General features: G+C 65.4%; 17 protein-coding genes. 7 read left to right on the forward strand and 10 right to left on the reverse strand.

The window, feature by feature from the left end; translation table 11 throughout:
• Position 1: 1 nt before the first annotated feature.
• Entirely contained in the window at positions 2-1,318 is a 1,317-nt protein-coding gene (locus Q8Z05_RS00345; protein WP_305941572.1) for an AAA family ATPase, read from the reverse strand.
• Entirely contained in the window at positions 1,315-1,959 is a 645-nt protein-coding gene (locus Q8Z05_RS00350) for an SAF domain-containing protein (RefSeq protein ID WP_305941573.1), read from the reverse strand. The genes Q8Z05_RS00345 and Q8Z05_RS00350 overlap by 4 nt, the downstream gene beginning before the upstream one ends.
• Before the next feature lie 153 nt (positions 1,960-2,112).
• Here Q8Z05_RS00350 and Q8Z05_RS00355 point away from each other — a divergent pair, with 153 nt between their 5' ends.
• A complete protein-coding gene (locus tag Q8Z05_RS00355; protein WP_305941574.1) occupies positions 2,113-2,328 on the forward strand; it encodes a helix-turn-helix domain-containing protein in 216 nt (71 codons plus the stop codon).
• A gap of 75 nt (positions 2,329-2,403) precedes the next feature.
• On the opposite strand, the gene Q8Z05_RS00360 is transcribed toward Q8Z05_RS00355, so the two are convergent.
• Positions 2,404-2,976: a hypothetical protein gene (locus Q8Z05_RS00360; RefSeq protein WP_305941575.1), complete on the reverse strand. Its 573-nt coding sequence runs from the start codon at positions 2,974-2,976 to the stop codon at positions 2,404-2,406.
• Between the two features lie 158 nt (positions 2,977-3,134).
• On the opposite strand from Q8Z05_RS00360, the gene Q8Z05_RS00365 reads away from it, so the two are divergent.
• Together Q8Z05_RS00365 and Q8Z05_RS00370 are read left to right on the forward strand one after the other, a co-directional pair.
• Positions 3,135-3,899: a LysM peptidoglycan-binding domain-containing protein gene (locus tag Q8Z05_RS00365; protein ID WP_305941576.1), complete on the forward strand. Its 765-nt coding sequence runs from the start codon at positions 3,135-3,137 to the stop codon at positions 3,897-3,899.
• A gap of 57 nt (positions 3,900-3,956) precedes the next feature.
• Complete coding sequence (locus tag Q8Z05_RS00370) at positions 3,957-4,517, forward strand: Rv3235 family protein (protein WP_305941577.1); 561 nt, start codon at positions 3,957-3,959, stop codon at positions 4,515-4,517.
• A 151-nt stretch (positions 4,518-4,668) separates the two neighbouring features.
• On the opposite strand, the gene secA is transcribed toward Q8Z05_RS00370, so the two are convergent.
• The 7 genes from secA to mtrA all read right to left on the reverse strand — a co-directional run bounded on the left by secA (position 4,669) and on the right by mtrA (position 15,059).
• Positions 4,669-7,410, reverse strand: coding sequence for a preprotein translocase subunit SecA (gene secA / locus Q8Z05_RS00375; RefSeq protein WP_305941578.1), 2,742 nt, complete (start codon positions 7,408-7,410; stop codon positions 4,669-4,671).
• Between the two features lie 70 nt (positions 7,411-7,480).
• Positions 7,481-8,728 carry a winged helix-turn-helix domain-containing protein gene (locus Q8Z05_RS00380; protein ID WP_305941579.1) on the reverse strand — a complete coding sequence of 416 codons (1,248 nt, stop codon included), beginning with the start codon at positions 8,726-8,728 and terminating at the stop codon, positions 7,481-7,483.
• 49 nt (positions 8,729-8,777) lie between these two features.
• A complete protein-coding gene (gene hpf, locus Q8Z05_RS00385) occupies positions 8,778-9,503 on the reverse strand; it encodes a ribosome hibernation-promoting factor, HPF/YfiA family (protein ID WP_305941580.1) in 726 nt (241 codons plus the stop codon).
• Between the two features lie 177 nt (positions 9,504-9,680).
• On the reverse strand, positions 9,681-10,598 hold the full coding sequence (locus Q8Z05_RS00390; protein ID WP_305943439.1) for a ComF family protein: 918 nt from the start codon (positions 10,596-10,598) through the stop codon (positions 9,681-9,683).
• Positions 10,599-10,778: 180 nt separating this feature from the next.
• Entirely contained in the window at positions 10,779-12,500 is a 1,722-nt protein-coding gene (locus Q8Z05_RS00395; protein ID WP_305941581.1) for an LpqB family beta-propeller domain-containing protein, read from the reverse strand.
• Entirely contained in the window at positions 12,497-14,287 is a 1,791-nt protein-coding gene (gene mtrB, locus Q8Z05_RS00400; protein ID WP_305943440.1) for an MtrAB system histidine kinase MtrB, read from the reverse strand. The genes Q8Z05_RS00395 and mtrB overlap by 4 nt, the downstream gene beginning before the upstream one ends.
• Positions 14,288-14,384: 97 nt before the next feature.
• Positions 14,385-15,059: an MtrAB system response regulator MtrA gene (mtrA, locus tag Q8Z05_RS00405; protein WP_043482640.1), complete on the reverse strand. Its 675-nt coding sequence runs from the start codon at positions 15,057-15,059 to the stop codon at positions 14,385-14,387.
• A 259-nt stretch (positions 15,060-15,318) separates the two neighbouring features.
• Between mtrA and Q8Z05_RS00410 the strand changes: the two genes are divergently transcribed.
• From Q8Z05_RS00410 to Q8Z05_RS00425, 4 genes are read left to right on the forward strand one after another with little or no spacing between them, the layout of a single operon-like run.
• On the forward strand, positions 15,319-16,728 hold the full coding sequence (locus Q8Z05_RS00410) for a DUF7847 domain-containing protein (RefSeq protein WP_305941582.1): 1,410 nt from the start codon (positions 15,319-15,321) through the stop codon (positions 16,726-16,728).
• On the forward strand, positions 16,725-17,447 hold the full coding sequence (locus tag Q8Z05_RS00415) for a DUF4129 domain-containing protein (protein WP_305941583.1): 723 nt from the start codon (positions 16,725-16,727) through the stop codon (positions 17,445-17,447). Before Q8Z05_RS00410 ends, Q8Z05_RS00415 begins: the two co-directional genes overlap by 4 nt.
• On the forward strand, positions 17,444-18,661 hold the full coding sequence (locus tag Q8Z05_RS00420; RefSeq protein WP_305941584.1) for a DUF4350 domain-containing protein: 1,218 nt from the start codon (positions 17,444-17,446) through the stop codon (positions 18,659-18,661). The genes Q8Z05_RS00415 and Q8Z05_RS00420 overlap by 4 nt, the downstream gene beginning before the upstream one ends.
• Positions 18,658-19,686 carry an AAA family ATPase gene (locus Q8Z05_RS00425; RefSeq protein WP_305941585.1) on the forward strand — a complete coding sequence of 343 codons (1,029 nt, stop codon included), beginning with the start codon at positions 18,658-18,660 and terminating at the stop codon, positions 19,684-19,686. The genes Q8Z05_RS00420 and Q8Z05_RS00425 overlap by 4 nt, the downstream gene beginning before the upstream one ends.
• Positions 19,687-19,690: the final 4 nt, after the last annotated feature.

Below are 19,690 nucleotides of genomic sequence, written 5' to 3' on the forward strand. Positions count from 1 at the left end.
CCTAGCCCTTTAGGTGACGCTTCGCTGTGGAAGAAAACATAGAGGATCGGCGCTTTTGCTGGACAGGTGCACAAACTAATTCGGCAATGGCCAGGCGCAGCCCGGACTCGGGGGCGGTTTCCAGCAAGAGGCTCCCGGACAACAGCGCCGCGTCGCTTGCTGCAGCGTCAGAGGGAAGGAAGGCGGCGATACCCTCCGCAGGCCCGTACCTTTCCCACGCATCCCGGAGCTGGCGTTCCGGAAAGCGTCCGGCGGCCGAAGCACGGACCTTGTTCAGGATCACCCGCGGTGACGCCTGGGGAACCGCTGCCTCAAGCTCGGAAAGACCCCGGACGAGCCGGGGCACGCCGATGGAGTCGGCCGAACCCACGGCATAGACAGTGTCCGCGACTTCGAGGCTCCTGAGGGTGGCGGCGTTCCTTCGTGGAGCCATGGTGTCAAAGCTGAGCTCTTCGTCTGCCTCCAGGCAGAATCCGGTATCCACAACGACGTAGTCCGCAACCTCACGTGCTTTCTCAAAAACCACACCGAGGGCCGACGCACGCAACTCGGTCCACCGGTCCGCGCGCGTGATCCCGGTAAGCACCCTGAGCGTTCCCGATTTGAGGGCGACGGGCGTCGCAACCTTCAGCAACGCGCCGGCGTCGAGTTGCCCGAGATCGGCCAGCCGGCAGGCCTGGGCCAGACCTGCGGATTCGTCCAACAGCCCCAGCAGTCCCGCCACGCTTGCTCCGTAGCTGTCAGCGTCGACCAGGAGCACTGAGTTGCCCGCGGCGGCCAGTTCACCGGCCATGTTGGCGGCCACCAACGTCCGGCCGGGAGAGCCTGCGGGACCCCAGACGCTGATGATCTGTCCGGTACCGGCCGGCTCCGCCGGGACGTCATCCTCTTCACGTTCACCCGGCAGGGTCCGGATGGCTGCACCCGTGTCTGCAAAGCCGCTGCCCCCTGCCTGAAGCGACCCGGGACGGGCCCACTGGGCAACCGCGCCCGAGATCCTGGCCGCGAGTGCCGCCGAGTCCACGCCGGCCGGGGCAACCGTCACGCCGATCGCCGTCAGCCTCGCCGTTTCGGTTGAGCTATCCGTCAACGCAACGATCACGACGCCCACGGCGGTGAGTCGATCGACCAGCGAAGCAGTCAGCTCGTCGCTCCCTTCCGCGACGACGGCTGCCCGGGCAAGACCGCTCTGGCAGGCGGCCAGGAGCTCAGTCAGTTCGGAGCACCTCCTCACCACCGTGACCGGTCCATGAAGACGTTCCAGGCCTCCCACCAGGTCCTCCCGGGATTGCCCCACCGTGACCACCGGAATGCTCATGGTGTTCCGCCGCCCGGGTTCCAGACCACGGAGATCTTGGCCTTGTTCGCCTGGGCACCCAGCAGTCTGGGCATCTGCTCGTCCGTGACAAGCACCATGACCACCGTGGACCGCGAAGATCCGAGTGTGGTCGAACCCGGGGTAACTTCCGCGATCTCGGCTCCCGGAAGCAGCAGCGTCGGCTCACTGAACCCGTTGCGGGCATCCGGCAGCGCCACCCAGGCATCCACCCGCGAACCGGCGGCCGCCTGCTCCGGCAGGGCCTCGTCGATAGTGATGGCTACCGGTTTGCGGTCCAGGGAGTCGGGCTTGCCAAGGCTGTCCCTTGGCACCAGCTGGTCCGGGCCAATTCTCTGGACTGCAACCATGCCTTCGGGAAGTCCGGCCTCAGCGGTGACGTAGTGCGGTTCGACGTCGCCGAGCCTGACTTTCACCCGGTTAACGTTCTCCGGGGTGAGTTTCTCCCCTACGGCAATCGGTCCTTTGGCCGCGAACACCTCGGTAGTCCGGTCGGCGGCACCGACCAGCGTCACAACGCCGGCAACGGAAGCCAGGACCAGCAGGAATCCGAGCAAAAGCCGCGGATCCTTCCAAGACGGCTTCTTCAGCCTGCTTGCCGTCGTCGTCGCTGCTCCACTCACGTACCGCTCCCCCCTCGGTGCCGACGGAACTCGTTTACGCGCCGGGCTCCCTCATTCTTACGGCAAAACGGCCGGACCGAAAGTCACAGCATCAAACAACACCAAACTGTGGATAACCCCGTCATTCGACAACAATGGTGGCAAAATAGAAGCATGCCCCGCTTCCTCACCCTCGCAGACGTAGCCGAACAACTGCAGATCAACTCCCCGGCGGCCTATGCGCTCGTGCGAAGCGGCGAACTGAAGGCCATCCAGGTGGGCGGACGCGGACAATGGCGTGTTGAAGAAAAGATGCTGGAACAGTACATCGAAGAGCGTTACGCCGAGGCAGACCGCGTGATCCAGGAAGCAAAGTCCAAGTCGGTCTGAGGCAGTCTCGCCACGTAAGTCCCTCTGGTTGGTGACAACCGGGCCGGCGACGGCGCGTGTGCACCCCGAATGCTGTCAGAACTCCGAGCCGCGGACGGACCGCAGGGCACCGAGCGAGGAAAAGGGCACGGACGCGACCTGGCTGACATTGGCGGCGCGACGGACTTCTCCCGGCCGGGTAAGGGCCAGATCGAAGTAGTCCCGGCCCACCCGATCGATGACGCCGTTCAGTCCTGCCGCTTCTTGTGTGGCGCCTCCAAGGGTTACCGCCACATCAGCCCTGTCACGCGCCAAGCCACGAAGTGCGCTGGCCAGCCCCAGTTTCCGCCTCACTGATGACGGCTCCGCCATAGCGAACCGCCCCAGGCCGTTGTATCGGGACACGGATGCAAATGGAATCAGCACCTGGTGACGATGGTCGTTGAGCACAAGGCTCTCTGCTCCCACATGGCCAAGCGTCCCCTCAAACACGGTTCCCGATCCCAGGTGGACAGCCACTATGAGGCCCATGGATGCGCGCAGCCTGTCCGCCAACCCCATACCCGCGACGTCCGCCCGCGACCGCTCGGCGATTTCCGACTCAAGCTCCAGCCGGTCCACGGAGGCCATCTGCGCCTCCATGTCTTCAAACAATGCATCCCAACGCATGCCGCAAATCTAGGCCCGCGCCCTGCCAGGGTCAATTCGCGCACCGTCGCCGGGGGATAAAAACAATTTACTGGACAAAATTCTGAAGGTGGGGTCAAACTTGATCTAGATGTATCAAACAACACCAAACTGCATCAAACGGTCATAAGGACGGGGTCATGGACGTTTCACGCGACAGGTTGCTCGGCTCGGACGCAACGCTGGCAGTGGCAATTCTTCTTCTCGGCACTTTCCTGGCGGCAACGGGGGCGTCGCAAGTGGAGCGCTGGCAACGGTCCTCTGCGCGGGCGCAGTCGTTGGACGTCGAAGACCTCCTCGGCTTTGTCGCCAACACAACAGGGCTCATCATTGTGGCCTGGTGGATTTTGTCGATGTTGATCGCGCTGGCGTCCGCCGCTCTTGAGCGGGCGGGCAACAGACGGGCGGCGGAAATCACCGGAAAGTTCAGCCCGGTTTTCATGCGCCGGCTCGCCCTGGCCGCAGTCGGACTGCAGCTCCTTGGCGCACCGCTTGCCCATGCCGCTCCGGAGACTACAGACCCGCGATGGGGTCCGACATCTGCCCCGGCCGTTGCAGCGGATTGGGCACCCACGGATCAGGCAGCTCCGAGGGCCACTCCGGGCCCCGGCGGAATCGATCCAGGGTGGAAGCCGAATGCCCCCGTCGTGAGCCCGGGGCCGTTGGCCGCACACCCCGCGAGGTCGGCCCGCCAGCAGCCCATTGACGAAACCGGGACCGTCACCGTGATGGCCGGGGACTCGCTCTGGAGCATTGCGGCAAGGCACCTGGGCGGCTCCTCCGCCTCTGACCTGGACATCGCAGTGGCGTGGCCCCGCTGGTATGAGGCCAACCGGGCTGTCATAGGAGACAACCCTGGCCTCCTCCTGCCGGGACAAGTCCTTAAGCCGCCGTCCACGACCTGAACCCGCAGCCTGCAACCCGCAATTTTCAGAAATCCGATCTCAATCAGAGGAAACGTCATGAGCGCATTGCATCTGGTCCCCTCATCAGCGGCAGCGGAACGCCCCGCCCCCGGCCCTTCACCGGTCCGCAGGCTGGCAGCAGTCCCGGACGGGGCTACTCCTTCCCCGGAGCCGCCTCAGGCTTACGCTGCGCCGGCGTCCCGGCCCGCCGCCGCCCTACGTGAAGGCCGTGAAGCCCCTGAAGCCCGGCGCATCCTTCAGATGGCGGGCGAAAACAGGGAAGTCTGCGCGATCACACGAGGAACCGTGCAGGCCGCCGTCGAAGTCTTGGCCGGAACGCGTCCCATCCAGCAACTTTCACGCCGCCTTGACCAACACTGCCTGGCCTCGCTGCAGCACCGCGCCGCATTGACCCGCCGGCTTGCGGCAGGGTCCTCGCCAACAGCAGGACGCCTGCACAGGAATCCTGCCGTCCGGTCTGTCCGCGCCTGCGAAGTCGCCGACGGAATCTACGAGGCCAGCGCCGTCGTGGTGGATGAGCTGAGGGTCCGGGCAGTCGCCGTCAGGCTGGAACGCAGCAACCAGGTGTGGCGGATCACGGCGCTGGAGATCGGCTGACTGGTGTCACGAAGGGCGCGGTCCCGCCACCCGGCCTTGCGTACAGGAGTGGGTCAGGAGTGTTCAGAAGCAGATACGCGTGAGGACCGGAACCTTGGTTCCGATCCTCACGCGTCTTTACGGTGCTACCGCCCCGGCAGCCGTCAATTTCCTAGCGCTTTTTCTTCTTCGGAGCCGGCTTCCGGGCTCCGTCCTGGGCCGCCGCCTTCGCCGGATTGCCTGAACGTCCCGACGACCTGGCCTCAACGCGCGTCTGGCTGGCGCCGTCTTCGCCCGGTGCCGTGTACTGCAGCTGGGCAGGCTTTTCCGGAGCTTCCAGCCCGGCCGCCCGGATCTGCGGCTCATGGTGCTCCGTGTGTTCCCCGGCGCCGTCGGCAACCACAACGTCCTCCGCGCGAGTCACTTCGACCTCAAGGTTGAACAGGAAGCCCACACTTTCTTCGCGGATCGCCTCCATCATGGCCTGGAACATGATGAATCCCTCCCGCTGGTACTCCACGAGCGGATCACGCTGTGCCATGGCCCGCAGGCCGATACCTTCCTTCAGGTAGTCCATTTCGTAGAGATGTTCCTGCCACTTCCGGCCGATCACGGACAGCACAACGCGGCGTTCCAGTTCGCGCATGCTCTCGGAGCCGATGGCCTGTTCCCTGGCCTGGTAGACCAGGCGGGCGTCGGAAAGAATCTCTTCCTTCAGGAAGTCCACTGTGATCCGGGATTTCCCGCCAGCTTCGTCGATGACGTCGTGGGATGTGACGCTCACGGGGTAAAGCGTCTTCAGGTTCGTCCAGAGCTGGTTGAAGTCCCAGTCGTCCCCGGTGCCTTCGGCCGTCGCTTCGTCAATGAGGGCCGTGATGGTGTCCTCCAGGAAGAACTGAACCTTCTCGTGGAGGTCGTCGCCCTCGAGGATGCGGCGGCGGTCCCCATAGATGGCTTCGCGCTGGCGGTTGAGGACGTCGTCGTACTTGAGGACGTTCTTGCGCTGTTCCGCGTTGCGGCCTTCGACCTGGCCCTGGGCCGAGGCGATGGCCCTGGATACCAGCTTGGATTCCAGCGCGACGTCGTCCGGAACGGAACTGTTCATGAGCCGTTCGGCTGCGCCCGAATTGAAGAGGCGCATCAGGTCATCGGTCAAGGACAGGTAGAACCGGGACTCGCCGGGATCCCCCTGGCGTCCGGAACGTCCCCGGAGCTGGTTGTCGATGCGGCGGGACTCGTGGCGTTCGGTGCCCAGGACGTACAGGCCGCCCAGGTTCAGGACTTCCTCGTGCTCATCCTTGACAGCCTGTTTGGCCGCTTCGAAGGCCGCAGGCCACGCGGCCTCGTACTCTTCCGAGTTCTCCTCCGGATCCAGTCCCTTGGCCGCCAGCTCGGCTACCGCGGTGAATTCAGCGTTTCCGCCCAGCATGATGTCGGTGCCGCGACCGGCCATGTTCGTGGCTACGGTCACGGCGCCCTTACGGCCCGCCTGCGCGACGATCGCGGCTTCCCGGGCGTGGTTCTTCGCGTTCAGGACCTCGTGCCGGATGCCTTCCTTGGCCAGCAGCCGGGAGAGGTATTCGCTCTTTTCCACGCTGGTGGTTCCCACCAGGACCGGCTGGCCCTTTTCATGCCGTTCAGCAATGTCCTTGACGACGGCGTCGAACTTGACGGCCTCGTTCTTGTAGACGAGGTCCGACTGGTCGATGCGCTGCATGTCCCGGTTGGTGGGAATGGCCACCACTCCGAGCTTGTAGGTGCCCATGAACTCTGCGGCTTCGGTCTCCGCAGTACCCGTCATGCCGGAAAGCTTGTCGTACATACGGAAGTAGTTCTGCAGCGTCACCGTGGCGAGGGTCTGGTTCTCCGCCTTGATCTCGACGCCTTCCTTGGCCTCGATCGCCTGGTGCATGCCCTCGTTGTAGCGCCGACCCGCCAGGATGCGGCCCGTGTGCTCATCAACGATCAGCACTTCGCCGTCGAGGATGACGTAGTCCTTGTCCCGCTTGAAGAGTTCCTTGGCCTTGATGGCGTTGTTAAGGAAGCCGATCAGCGGAGTGTTGGCCGACTCGTAGAGGTTGTGGATGCCGAGGTAGTCCTCAACCTTCTCGATGCCTGCCTCGAGCACACCCACGGTGCGCTTCTTCTCGTCAACCTCGTAGTCTGTCTCGGGCTTGAGCCGCAGGACCACTCTGGCGAACTCGCTGTACCAGCGGTTCGTGTCGCCCTGGGCCGGACCGGAAATGATGAGCGGGGTGCGGGCCTCGTCAATGAGGATGGAGTCAACTTCGTCAACGATCGCGAAATGGTGGCCGCGCTGGACGAGTTCCGACTTGTCCCACGCCATGTTGTCGCGCAGGTAGTCGAAGCCGAATTCGTTGTTGGTGCCGTAAGTGATGTCTGCCGCGTACTGTTCGCGGCGCACAGCGGGGTCCTGGTTGGACAGGATGCAACCGCTGGTCAGGCCGAGGAAGCGGTAGACGCGGCCCATTAGGTCTGACTGGTATTCGGCGAGGTAGTCGTTCACGGTGATGACGTGGACGCCGTTGCCGGCGAGGGCGTTGAGGTAGGCCGGAGCAGTGGCCACGAGCGTCTTGCCTTCACCGGTCTTCATTTCGGCGATGTTGCCGAGGTGCAGGGCGGCGCCACCCATCAGCTGGACGTCAAAGTGGCGCATTCCCAGTGTTCGTGAGGACGCTTCACGGACGGCGGCGAAGGCCTCCGGCAGGAGGTCATCCAACTTTTCGCCGTCTTGGTGGCGTCCCCGGAGCCGGTCGGTTTCTTCGCGCAGTTCGGCGTCCGTGAAGGTCTGGAAAGAGCTCTCCAGGGCATTGATGGAATCGGCATAGTTCCTCAGTTGCCTCAGGGTTTTTTTGTCACCCGTACGGAGAAGTTTTTCGATAAGTGATGCCACGTGAAGTTGCTCCCAGTCTCAAGCTGCCGAATTCTGGCGTGTTCAGTCTACGGGAGACACGCACGGCAAGTTACGTCTGTTCCCTGAGAGCTGATAGTCCCGTTCCGCAGGCTGCGACTGCCTCGGCAAGGGACGGCGCCAGGTCCCCTGCGGGCGAAACGACCACCGCGTCGAGCCCCAGCCATTCGGCCATGAGGTGCAGTTCCGCGGCGAGTTCGACGGCGGTGTCCGCGGGCGCGTCCGGCTCGGCGTGCGCAGCCCTCGCCAGCAGTAGCCCGGCCGCCCTGTCAGCTTTGAGGTCCACGCGCGCCACGATGCTATCCCGCAGAAGGAAAGGCAGGACGTAATAACCGAACCGCCGTTTGGCCTCCGGGGTGTAGATCTCAATCCTGTAGTGGAAGCCGAATAGCTCTTCCAGCCGCCGGCGCTCGAAGACAAGCGAGTCAAAGGGGCTCAGCAGCGCCCGTCCGGTTGCCTTCCGGGGAAGCCGTGACTCGACGTGACGGTAGACCGGCCTGTTCCAGCCCCGGACCGAGACGTGTTCAAGGGTTCCGAGTTCAACCAGGTTCTCCACCGCGATGGCGGCCGCCCGCAGGGGCGTGCGGAAGTAGTCCGAAAAACAGCGCACGGTGCCAATGCCGTGGGCCCGGGCCGCGGCGTCGATAAGCCGGTCCATCGCCGCCGCAGGGTCAGCGTGTGCCCCTCCCCCGCCGTCGAACGCTGAATAGACCTTGGCGGTGAGCGTATAGCGGCGCTCGAACTGTTCCGTCCGGGAGGAAGCCGAGACGAGCCCGTCTTCGAAGAGATGCTCCAGGACGCGTTTTACTGCGTTCCAGTTCCAGCCCCAGTTGTCCGTGCGGCGGTCCTCGACGTGCCCGATCCGTGCGGTGAGCTCGGCGGCGGTGAGGGGTCTTCCCTTCGCGAGCTCGTCAAGGATCCTGGCGGCGACGCCGGTCCGCAGCTCCGGGTCCATGCCTGCTGCGCCGACCCATTTCCGGTTCTGCCACAGCAGCAGGTCCGGAAAGTGGTCCGGCCGGATAAAGCTGGCTTCGTGTGCCCAGTACTCAGTCATCCTGCGCGGATGCGTGGAGGCCATCCGATGCAAAATGGCGCGGTCGTAGTTTCCGAGCCGGGAAAAGAACGGCAGGTAGTGGCTGCGGGCGAGCACGTTGACTGAATCGATCTGCACCAGGTGGAGCCGGTCAAAGGTCCGGCCCACCGCCCGTGCAGTCACGGGTCCGGCGGGCCGTCCTTTGTCCAATCCCTGGGCTGCCAATGCGATCCGCCGTGCCTGCTCGAGGCTCAGCGATGCGCCCATGTCAGTCCTTCCTTTGGCTGGTCAACACCAGCTTAGGCGGACGCGCGGCTCAGGCGCGCGCAGGCTCATCCTCCGAGCGGTAAGCGAGGATCTTCTCTTCCACGGCCGCTTCGCCCGGTTCACACGTCTGGTCCAGGCTGATGACACCGTAGGTCCAGCCGTCGCGACGGTACACAACCGACGGCGCCTTGGTTTCCTTGTCCACAAACAGGTAGAAGTCGTGACCCACGAGCTCCATATTGTCGACGGCGTCGTCGAGCGTGAGGGATGCCGCCGGGAACACCTTGCGGCGGATCAGGACCGGCGAATCCCCTGCAGGGATGTCGTTGTCGACGTCGTACGGCGACCTTTCGACCGGGGCGGGCTGGGGCTCCTGGTGATTGCTTGCCTCCACGTACAGAGGCTCCGTGGCGCTTGCCGGCTCAAGGCTGGCTGTCGCCTCGCGGACGGCCTTGGGTGTATGCCGCCCGTGGTGGACCTTCTTCCGGTCCTTGGCCCGGCGCAGGCGCTCAAGAAGCTTGTTGTAAGCGAGATCGAACGCGGCGAACTTGTCGGCGGCGCTGGCCTCCGCACGGATAACGGGGCCGCGGCCCAAGACAGTCAGCTCAACCGTGAGCAAGTCTGCGGTCTGGCGGGCCTTGGTCTCCTTGGAGACCTTCGCGTCCACCCTTTGGACCTTGTCTCCCAGCGATGCGATCTTTGAGATCTTCTCGTCGGCGTATTCGCGGAAGCGGTCTGAAACCGTCAAATTCCGTCCGCTGATCATGAACTCCATGGTGCCCTCCAAATGACTTCGGTGACACGACGGCGGCACTTCCCGGGGCCGATCTGACTGACAGTCGAGCCCCTTTCCGAGCCGCTATCGACAGGTACAACTGATCTTGGTACCCACAACCGACGTTAGTTCATCGCTACCCGTTATTCACCTTTTCTTCGTTTATTTTTTTCCGAGTCAGCCGCCCTTCGCCGCGCTGGCGCCGGGAGCGGCCGGCGGATCGGCGACGTCGGGCGGGCGTGTCGCCGCAAGAACGACGGCACCCACCACTACCCCTCCCGCCTGGTGCACTGCCCGCGCCGCTTCCGCCAGCGTGGCGCCGGTGGTGAGGACGTCATCCACGAGGATGCACCGGCGCCCCCTGATATCCGGTGCAAGGAGCATTGGCCTTGCCCGCATGGAGCCACGGACACGCCTAACGCGGGCGCCGCGTCCCAGGCCTTTCTGTCCTCCGGCCAGGGCATGCGCTGGGACCAGCGCCTGGAGGCGCTCAGGCAACCCGCCGGCGGCCCGGCCTCCCTGCGTGAGGATGCCTCCCTTGCGGAGTATGCTGGCGGTGCGCCCCGCCCCAAGGCTCCCGCTTCTGGCCAGGTTCCGGAGCATGAGATGCACGGGGCTGAAGCCACGTCTCCTGAACGCGCTGCTGGTAGTGGGAACGGGCACCAGGCAGAATCCCGACATAGTCCCCGCCGCCCCTTTGATGGCCCGTCCCAACGCTTTGGCCAACACCGATTCGAGCTGGCCCTGGCCGTGTTTCTTGAAGGAGAGCACGGCCTGTGCGAGCTCCTCGCGGTAAACCCCCGCCGCAACGACAGGCAGGATCACCGACCCGTTCACGTCCATCAGGGCGGGTGCCTGCCCGTCAGCCCGGAACGGGGTCCTTGTGAGCACACGCACGGCCCGTTCACAGTGGCCGCACAGGGAGAAGTCTTCGGTCCCGCAACACACGCATTCCACCGGGGCGGCGAGTGCCAGTAGCTCCCGGCCGGCGTTCGCTGCACCATCCGCGGCCCGCATCCACCACTGCGCATAGTCGCTGCGGTGCTTTGCCGGCGTGGGGGCGGCCGGTTCAAGATCCGGATCGGAGCTTCTCATCACATCATCAAGGCTGCCTGACGGGATACCCCCGGCGGCAGTCCCCAATCCGCCTGTGTGGACAGTTCCGCCGATGTGGACGGACGCCCACTGCGCACATGCCCGCTCAGGTGGACATGCCCGCTGATGTGGATGGGCGGCGCGCCGGGTGGAGCCCCTGGTGGAGGCCATGCCGCGACGTCAGCCGGGGAAAGACGGATCCACAGGCCCTTGCAGCTGGGGCGACCAGCCGTTTCCGAGTCGCTGGAAAATGCCGTCAGCAGACTGTCCGAAAATTTCTTCCGGCCCGTTGCCTGCACTGATTGCCGTAAGCCCTGGCCAGGGTGCCAGCTGCTGGGCCTGCGTTGATGCCAGGGAGAGCAGTTCCGGTGTGACGTTGTCAGTGGCCGATGCCTTCATAACCACCACGGTGGTGTCGCTGACCCACACGCCCTGGTCCGGCTGCCGGTCCGTCAGCAGAGTCGTCGGCGCTGTCAGGTCCCGGGGCGTGCCGTCGGCATTGCGCACGATGCCCGTCACCTGCACGCGGGTCTTCCCGTTCTGCTCCGAAATAACCAAGGCACGCACCCCTTCACGCGATATGCGGAACTCCTTGACTGTGCGTCCGGCAAGCCAGGCAGGGGCCAGCGTGACTGTAGGCACGGCGGCTCCTTCCGTCACGCCTGTGGGACGGTAGGCAAGTACTTCCGTGGCACCGTTGGCTCCGGGGCCAGCCGTCCAGACCCAATCCTGCTGGCCGAACGACGGATGAGTCAGGGTGGACCGTGTGGTCAGCGCACGCGCGGGCTGGCCAGGCACGATCGAGTACAACGTGGTCCGGCTGCCGTTGAGGAATGCCACCGACTGTGATACCGGCGATTCGGCAGGGGAAACAGGACCGAGGGCCCCCACCGGCTGGATATCCGGCAACGGTGAAATACGGTTGTTCTCGTACCTGACCAGCTGGCCGTCGTTCACGGCAATCTGCCGGGCGGGGACATTCTTGTCCCGGACCGGAGGCAGCACGGACCCGTTGTCCTCGACACGGACGAGGTCCTGGTTTGCCCGCAATTCCACGTTGACGACATCCGGCTGGCCACGGAAGGTGAGGGCCAGCTGCGTCTGCATCCTCAGCCTGTCCTCGTTGGAGGCTTCCACGAGTTCCTTGGCCGAAAGGTCCACCTGGGCTGCGCCTGAGACGACGGGAACGGACTCCCGCGTCAGCTTCATCCCGGAGGGGAAGGCGCTGACCACGGCGCCCTTGAGGTACGGGGCAGGGCCGCTCAGCAAAGCGCTGGTCATCGCCTTGACCGTCCTCTTCTTGTTGAACCATCTGACGTCGGGCACGGCGTAGGTGTAGCCGGGATCGTAGAAATAGATGGGGTAGGCGCCGTAAATCACCTTGAACGTCTGCTCCGGGATGGCGATCCCGTCAGGAACCGCCGAGATACGCCATTCCCCGTCCACCTGCGTGAGCGTGACGGGAATGTTCTCCTTTGTGCCTTCGGGGAACTGCGTGGCGATCCCGTCCGCGTCGACCGAGTAGGCGACATCCAGTTCGTAGTTATAGACGTTCTCGACTCCGGTCCGGACCACCCTCGTCGAGCGGAAGACCAGGGTGCGCTGGTCCGGTTTCCAGGCTACTGAGGCTGCCTGTGTCAGGTATTCCCGCGCCACGGCATAGTCGTCTTCGTAGCCACTGCCGGCGAGGTAGAAGTCTTCGATGACGGAATCAGGTCCGGCGCCCTCACGCGGCGCCACCGGAAAGAATACGGGGGCGTTGTTTGGCTTGCCCGCGCTTTCATCAGTGCTTTTACCGACCGGCCCGGAGCGCGGAATCTGGGCGCACGAGGTCAGCAACAGGAGCAAGGCTGTCATCAGCGCAGCAGCCAGGGCGCGGAAGCGACGTGATCCGGCGGTCATTTCGCTTCTTCCCGGCCCGCAGCGGGCTTCGGTCCCGGCGCGGCGGCGTCGGGCGAAGCAACACTGTCAAGAAGCAGCATGGTGCCCTGCCCCGCTCCACCAGGCAATTCGACGTCGGCAGGTTCCAGCAGGAGCGGAGACTTCGAGATGGCCTCGCCCTGCCTCAGCGGAAGCGTCAGCCTGAAGTTGGATCCCGTTCCCTTGTTGCCCCAGGCCTGGAGCCATCCATTGTGGAGTTTGGTGTCTTCCGCGGCGATGGACAGGCCCAGCCCGCTGCCCCCTGTGGTCCGTGCCCGGGCGGGGTCTGCCCGCCAGAAACGGTCGAAAACCCTTGCGGCCTCGGCCTGCGTCATTCCGATGCCGTGATCACGGACGGCGACGGCGACGGCGGTTTCGTTGGCAGCTACGGAAATGTTGACCGGTTTCCCTTCACTGTGTTCGAGCGCGTTAAGCACGAGGTTGCGGAGGATCCGCTCGATGCGCCGGTCATCCATCTCCACGACGACGCTCTCTTCCTGCGAATTGATGGTGACTTCCGAGCCGTACTCCGCCGCGACGGGCTGAGCGTCTTCCACGACATTCGTGAGGAGCTGCAGGATATCGGTGGGTTCGGCGTCGAGCACGGCCACGCCTGCGTCGAAGCGGGAGATTTCCAGGAGATCAGCCAGCAGTGACTGGAACCGCTCCACCTGGTTGTAGAGCAGCTCGGCGGAGCGCTTGTTGATGGGGTCGAAATCATGCCGTGCGTCGTACAGTACTTCCGCAGCCATCCGCACCGTGGTGAGGGGCGTGCGCAGTTCGTGGGACACATCGGAGACAAAGCGCTGCTGCATCTGGGACAGCGTTGCCAGCTGGGTGATCTGTTCCTGCAGGCTGGCGGCCATGTGGTTGAATGATGCGCCCAGCCGTGCCACCTCGTCTTCGCCCTTGACCACCATGCGTTCCTGGAGCTGCCCGGCCGCCAGTTTCTCCGACACCACCGCAGCATGGCTGACCGGGCTGACCACGTTCCGGGTCACGTACCACGCGATGGCACCGATGATCAGAACCAGGACTGCCCCGCCGGCCAGCAGGACGTTCTGGATTTCATCCAGGGTTTTCTGCGCGGTATTCAGGTCGTAGATAAGGTACAGCTCGTACACGGTGCCGTTGAACGTGACCTTGTTGCCCACGGCAATACCCGGCCGGTCTTCCGTGCCTACCGGGAATTCGGTGGATGCCCAGTACTGGTCTTTCCCCGACTCCTGTACGGCCTTCCGCAACTCCGGCGGGATCACGCTGATGGTGAGCTGGTCCGAGGCCCGCGATTCCACCCAGCGGTTTCGGGGCTTCGTCTGTTCCGGCATCGCTTCGAACACATACCGCCGCTGGATGACGTTTCCCCGCCCCTCAACGGCATTGAGGGTGTCGTAGACCAGCGTGATGACGCTGGACTGATCGGTGACCTGGGCCCCGTCGAACGTGTCCTGGACCTGTTTGACGTGGTAGAGCGTCTCCGACTCCGCCTGGGTCAGCCGTTCCTGGAACAGGTTGTTGGCGATCTGGTTCGACAGGTAGGCACCGACCACGGCGAAGGAGCCGATAGAGAGCAAGAGAGTGGTGAGGACCGTGCGGAACTGGAGGGACCGGCGCCAGCGCCGGTGCACCGCACGCAGCAGGAACCGGACGCCGGGCAGGAGCCGGATCAGGCCTGTCCGGACGAGCCGCAGGACCCGCAATCCGACGATCCGGGCGCGGCGGAACCAGATGCGGGTCCGGAACGGCAGTTCCGAGAACACCCCGGCCATGGCGTCGGTATGCTCCGGAGCGCCGTGGACGTGGCCATGCTCCGTTTGTTGGGGCCGGGCACCATCCGGCTCATGGCCGGCTTCGCCGCTGGACGGTTCAGGAACCTGCTTTGTAGCCGACACCACGGACCGTCAAAACTACTTCGGGGGCTTCGGGGTCGCGCTCGATCTTCGACCTCAGCCGCTGGACGTGGACGTTCACGAGTCGCGTATCCGCGGCGTGGCGGTATCCCCAGACCTGTTCCAGCAGGAGTTCCCTGGTGAAGACCTGCCACGGCTTGCGTGCCAGGGCTACGAGCAGGTCGAACTCGAGAGGCGTCAACGAGATGCGTTCGTCGTTCCGGCTCACCAGGTGGCCGGCCACGTCGATGGTGATGTCGGCAATACGCAATGTTTCAGGTGCCTTCTGGTCACCGGGCCGGAGCCGGGCCCTGACGCGTGCCACGAGTTCCGCGGGCTTGAAGGGTTTGGGAACGTAGTCGTCAGCACCCGATTCCAGGCCGCGGACCACGTCCGAGGTATCCGACTTCGCGGTGAGCATGACGATAGGCGAATCCGACTCGGCGCGGATCTGCCGGCATACTTCGATGCCGTCCGCACCGGGGAGCATCAGGTCCAGGAGCACAAGATCCGGCTTGGAGGAACGGAAGACTTCCAGCGCCTGCCCGCCGTCTGCGCAAAAGACCGGCTCAAAACCGTCATTGCGCAAGACAATCCCGATCATCTCGGCCAGCGCCTCGTCATCGTCCACTACCAGAATGCGTGCCTTCATAGTTATATATTCGCCTATTGAATGGCCTTTGTCCCGTTGACGGCCGACACGGCATGGCGTGGCAACCTGCAGCCAGGGTCCGGGCTCGGGAAGCGAACCGGCGCCACAGCGGGAAGAATCAGCCGGAAGCTATGAGGCATGCGGGCAAAACTATAGGCTGGGAGCGGGCCGGACACTGCACGACACTCCCGGTCCTGAGACATCCGGCGGGAGATCCCGCCGGGTGGCTCGCGGACAGCGTCTTGTGGGGAGGAACAGGTTGTCAGAGCAGGATCCGAACGCGCAGCCCTGGGAGGGCAGGCCGCAGCCGGTACAGCCACGCCCCTGGGATGCGCCTGCGCAGTGGAACTCACCCCCGCAGTGGAACGCATCGCCCGGCTATGGCGGACAGCCTCCGTGGGGGTCCCCCTACTCCGGCCAGCAGCCGGGTCCCCATCAGCCGCAGTACGTAGCCCCGCCAAAGCCAGGCATTGTTCCCCTGCGTCCCCTCTCGTTCGGCGAAATCCTTGACGGTTCATTTCAGACCATCAGGCGCAACGCCGCCGCGATGCTGGGTGCGGCGCTTCTGGCACAGACCCTGGCAACGGTCGTCGGTGAGGTCCTAGTGGCAGAGACCGAGTCGCGCGGCGACTCGATCGGGGCGTGGGTGTCAGGCATGGCTCCGCCTGAAATGGTCGGCCTGGGCATCGGCCTCCTTATCGGGGCCGCGCTGCTGGGACTCGTGTCCTTCTTTATCTCCATTGTGCTGCAGGGCGTGATGGCCGTTCCCGTGGCACGGTCGGTCCTTAACTGGCGCACCGGATTCAGGAAGATGTGGACGCTGTCACGGTCGAGGATCGGATCGTTGCTCGCGCTTGGCGGGCTCCAGATACTCGCCGGCATAACCTTCGGCGTCGTTCTGGTGGGCGCGACTGTGCTGTTGGTGGATTCCATGCGCGGATCGTCGGCACTGATCCTTGTCCCCCTGTTCCTCGGCAGCATGCTGGCCGTCGTGTGGCTCTCCATCCGGTTCCTTCTGACACCGGCGGCGATTGTCGTCGAGGAGCGTGACGTCCTGGACGGCCTGCGCAGATCGTGGCAGCTTACCCGGCACAACTGGTGGCGGATCTTCGGCATCGTCCTGGTTACGTCCCTCCTCATCGGCATCATCGGCCAGATCGTCCTGATCCCCCTCGGCCTCGCGTCCGGGGGGCTCTCCTCAGTCATCGCGCCCCACGGCGACGACGACGGACAGCGTGCCCTCGATGCCGGCCTCGGGATCGCTTCGATCATCGTCACCGCCCTCATCGGGGCAGTCGGATACGCCTTCCAAACGTCCGTGATGGGTCTCTTGTATATGGACCTCCGCATGCGGAAGGAGGGCCTGGACCTCGCCCTCCAGCGGCAGCTCGAATCAGGAAACGACGACGACGGCGTCCCCGGGCGCGGTGTGGCACCGGAGTTAAACTCCGCGGGACTTCCGGCCTCCGGAAGCTGGCCCCGTCTCCATGACGGCCCGCCGCCCGGTTACGGCCCGCCGCCCGGTTACGGCCCGCCCGGCTATCGTCCCCCGCCGTCCTACGGTCCACCGCCGGGATCCGGCCAGCAGCCTTACGGCCCGCCGCCCCCTTCCGGCCAGCCCCCTTACGGGCCGCCGCCAGGCTATCGGCCACCGCCGGGCGCAGGATGAGCCGGCTTTCCCTGTTCGATGCGGCATCCCTGCCGGGAACAGTGCTTGATGAGGTAGGCCGCGCGCAGACCGAGGCTCCGGTGGACCCCGACAGGCAGGAAGCCCGCCGGTGGGCCGTCGAAGAGCTCGCCAGGCCCGTCTACCAGAATGCGCAGCCCGACTGGCTGACCGATCTGTGGCGGCAGTTCACTGAATGGCTTCGATCCCTGGGCAACGGCGACCCTGCCATGGACAGCGGTGTGGCCGTACCCGTCATCGGCGTGACAATCGTTGTCCTTATTGCTGCGGCAATCCTCCTCGCGCGCCCCCGGCTGAACGCCCGGCGCCGGCGCACGGCCGTGGACGACGTCGACGTCGATCCGTCCATCACCCCGGCCGAGTACCGTCGGCTGGCAGCAGCAGCGGCAGCGCGTGCCGAGTGGCGCACCGCCGTCGTCGAACAGTTCCGCGCCATCGTCCGGTCCGCGGAAGACCGTACGGTGATCGACCCGCTGCCCGGCCGGACGGCGGACGAGGTGGCCGGACAGCTGGCCGGCGCCTTTGGCAGCCACGCGGCTGAGCTCCGGCGGGCCGCGGGTGTCTTCGACGCCGTGAGGTATGGCAGCGCCGGGGCCTCCGCCGCTGACCACGCGGAAATGCAGGCCCTGGACCGGCTCCTCGAAGCGGCAAAGCCCGACTTCGGCAGGCCGGTAGCGGACCGACTGGCGCTGCCGCAATGACCTCCGTGCTCGAGTCCGGGAACCCGCCCGCACCGGCCGGCTCCCCCGCCGCGGCCGGAGGTGCGGGGCGCGCCCTGACGGAGTGGATCCGACGGCACCGGACGTGGACCGCGCTCATCCTGGTGTTCTCGCTGGGAGTAGGGCTGACTATCGTGGCCCAGCTCTCGCCCCGGGGGGACAACGGTCCTCTCTCTACGCGCAACGCCGCTCCCGAGGGCGCCAGGGCCGCTGCCGAAATACTGAGAGACCAGGGTGTGGATGTCAGCCAAACGGACACCCTGGCCGACTCACTAGCCGCGCTGGACCGTGCCAAAGCCGGCGGGAGGGGTGCCACCTTGCTGCTTTACGATCGGAACGGCTACCTGGACGGTGGGCAGCTGCAGGCGTTGCAGCAGGCCACGGACAGACTTGTGGTGGTGACGCCCCGGCTGAACACGCTCAGCGCCCTCGAGGCCGGCATCGCCCCGGCGGGCGTTGTACCGCAAAATGTCTCAACCTTGGAACCCGGTTGCGGGCTGGACGGTCCTGCTGCGGCGGGGGCGGTCACTGCGGAGTCTGCGTATCTCTACGAGGCCGACCGTGTCTGCTACCAACCCGTAGAAGGGCTGGGCGGCATCTACGCGAGCAGCGACGATGGCCGCCTGGTGGTGCTGGGAAGCGCGCAGATCATCAGCAACCGCCTGCTGGACGAACATGGGAATGCGGCGCTGGCGCTCAGGACGCTTGGGGCCTCGGACAATCTGGTCTGGTACCTTCCCGGCATCGCCGACGTCACGGTTGAGGACCGGCCGAAGACCCTGGACGAACTGGCCCCGCCGTGGGTGGCGTTCTTCGGCCCCTGGCTTGCCCTGGTTGCGGTGCTGGCGATGGTTTGGCGGGGACGGCGGCTGGGACCCCTGGTCTTCGAACCGCTTCCGGTGGTGGTCAAGGCAGTGGAGACCGCCGAGGGCCGCGCCCGTCTGTACCATGACGCACACGCCGTGGACCGCGCAGCCGATAACCTCAGGGCGGGAACCCTGGTCCGGCTCGCGCGGTTCCTCCGGCTGGGCCCGGACGCTGAGTCCACGGCAATTGTCCACGGCGCCGCACGGCACCTTGGCCGGACTCCTGAGGAGATGGCCCAGGTGCTGGAGGCCCGTCCCCGAACGGAGAGCGAGCTGGTCCGTTGGGCCCAGCAGCTGGAATCACTAGAGAAAGAGGTAACCGCCCGATGAGTGAGCAGACCAACGGATTCACGCAGGGCGGCCCCGGCGGTCCGGCCCTGGCGACGGCGGAAGCCATACCCGGCACCGATCCCGTCCGCCAGGCCCTGCTCGATGTGCGGCACGAGGTCGCCAAGGCGGTCGTGGGCCAGGACTCAACGGTCACCGGGCTGCTGATCGCGTTGCTGTGCCGCGGGCATGTCCTGCTGGAAGGGGTTCCCGGCGTGGCCAAGACCCTGCTGGTCCGCACGTTGTCCGCCGCCCTGAGCCTGGACACCAAACGCGTGCAGTTCACTCCTGACCTGATGCCCGGGGACATTACCGGCTCGCTGGTTTTCGATTCCCGCACCTCAGAGTTCAGCTTCCGTGAGGGCCCTGTCTTCACCAATATCCTGCTCGCCGACGAGATCAACAGGACACCGCCAAAGACGCAGGCATCGCTGTTGGAGGCCATGGAGGAACGCCAGGTTTCGGCGGACGGCGTCTCACGGCAGCTTCCCGTGCCGTTCATCGTCGCAGCCACGCAGAACCCGGTGGAGTACGAGGGGACCTATCCGCTCCCTGAGGCCCAGCTGGACCGTTTCCTCCTGAAGCTCGCGATGCCGTTGCCGGGGCGCGCCGACGAAATCGAGGTCATCCGCAGGCATGCAGCGGGCTTTGACTCGCGGAACCTGGCCGCCGCCGGCGTCCGCGCCGTCGCGGGAGCGGCCGAGCTGGAACAAGCGCGGCAGGCAGTGGCTGCCGTGGTGGTGGCGCCGGAGGTGGCCGCCTACATCGTTGACATCGCGAGGGCCACCCGGGCGGCACCGTCCTTCCAGCTTGGGGTCTCCCCGCGTGGCGCAACTGCCCTGCTGAGCGCCGCCCGCGCATGGGCGTGGCTGTCCGGCCGGCAGTTCGTGACACCGGATGACGTGAAGGCCTTGGCGCTCCCCTGCCTGCGCCACCGCGTTGCCCTGCAGCCGGAAGCGCAGATGGACGGCGTGAACGTTGACGGTGTCCTTGCCAGCATCCTGGCCACTGTTCCCGTGCCCCGCTGACGAC

The sequence above is a fragment of the Arthrobacter oryzae genome (assembly GCF_030718995.1).
Taxonomy (GTDB): Bacteria; Actinomycetota; Actinomycetes; order Actinomycetales; family Micrococcaceae; genus Arthrobacter; species Arthrobacter oryzae_C.

Excerpts from the sequence above, each read along its gene's own strand:
- Q8Z05_RS00345 (WP_305941572.1), bottom strand. The coding sequence starts at position 1,318 with ATGAGCATTCCGGTGGTCACGGTGGGGCAATCCCGGGAGGACCTGGTG.
- Q8Z05_RS00355 (WP_305941574.1), top strand. The coding sequence starts at position 2,113 with ATGCCCCGCTTCCTCACCCTCGCAGACGTAGCCGAACAACTGCAGATC.
- Q8Z05_RS00360 (WP_305941575.1), bottom strand. The coding sequence starts at position 2,976 with ATGCGTTGGGATGCATTGTTTGAAGACATGGAGGCGCAGATGGCCTCC.
- Q8Z05_RS00365 (WP_305941576.1), top strand. The coding sequence starts at position 3,135 with ATGGACGTTTCACGCGACAGGTTGCTCGGCTCGGACGCAACGCTGGCA.
- Q8Z05_RS00370 (WP_305941577.1), top strand. The coding sequence starts at position 3,957 with ATGAGCGCATTGCATCTGGTCCCCTCATCAGCGGCAGCGGAACGCCCC.
- Q8Z05_RS00380 (WP_305941579.1), bottom strand. The coding sequence starts at position 8,728 with ATGGGCGCATCGCTGAGCCTCGAGCAGGCACGGCGGATCGCATTGGCA.
- hpf (WP_305941580.1), bottom strand. The coding sequence starts at position 9,503 with ATGGAGTTCATGATCAGCGGACGGAATTTGACGGTTTCAGACCGCTTC.
- Q8Z05_RS00390 (WP_305943439.1), bottom strand. The coding sequence starts at position 10,598 with ATGAGAAGCTCCGATCCGGATCTTGAACCGGCCGCCCCCACGCCGGCA.
- Q8Z05_RS00395 (WP_305941581.1), bottom strand. The coding sequence starts at position 12,500 with ATGACCGCCGGATCACGTCGCTTCCGCGCCCTGGCTGCTGCGCTGATG.
- mtrB (WP_305943440.1), bottom strand. The coding sequence starts at position 14,287 with ATGGCCGGGGTGTTCTCGGAACTGCCGTTCCGGACCCGCATCTGGTTC.
- mtrA (WP_043482640.1), bottom strand. The coding sequence starts at position 15,059 with ATGAAGGCACGCATTCTGGTAGTGGACGATGACGAGGCGCTGGCCGAG.
- Q8Z05_RS00415 (WP_305941583.1), top strand. The coding sequence starts at position 16,725 with ATGAGCCGGCTTTCCCTGTTCGATGCGGCATCCCTGCCGGGAACAGTG.
- Q8Z05_RS00420 (WP_305941584.1), top strand. The coding sequence starts at position 17,444 with ATGACCTCCGTGCTCGAGTCCGGGAACCCGCCCGCACCGGCCGGCTCC.
- Q8Z05_RS00425 (WP_305941585.1), top strand. The coding sequence starts at position 18,658 with ATGAGTGAGCAGACCAACGGATTCACGCAGGGCGGCCCCGGCGGTCCG.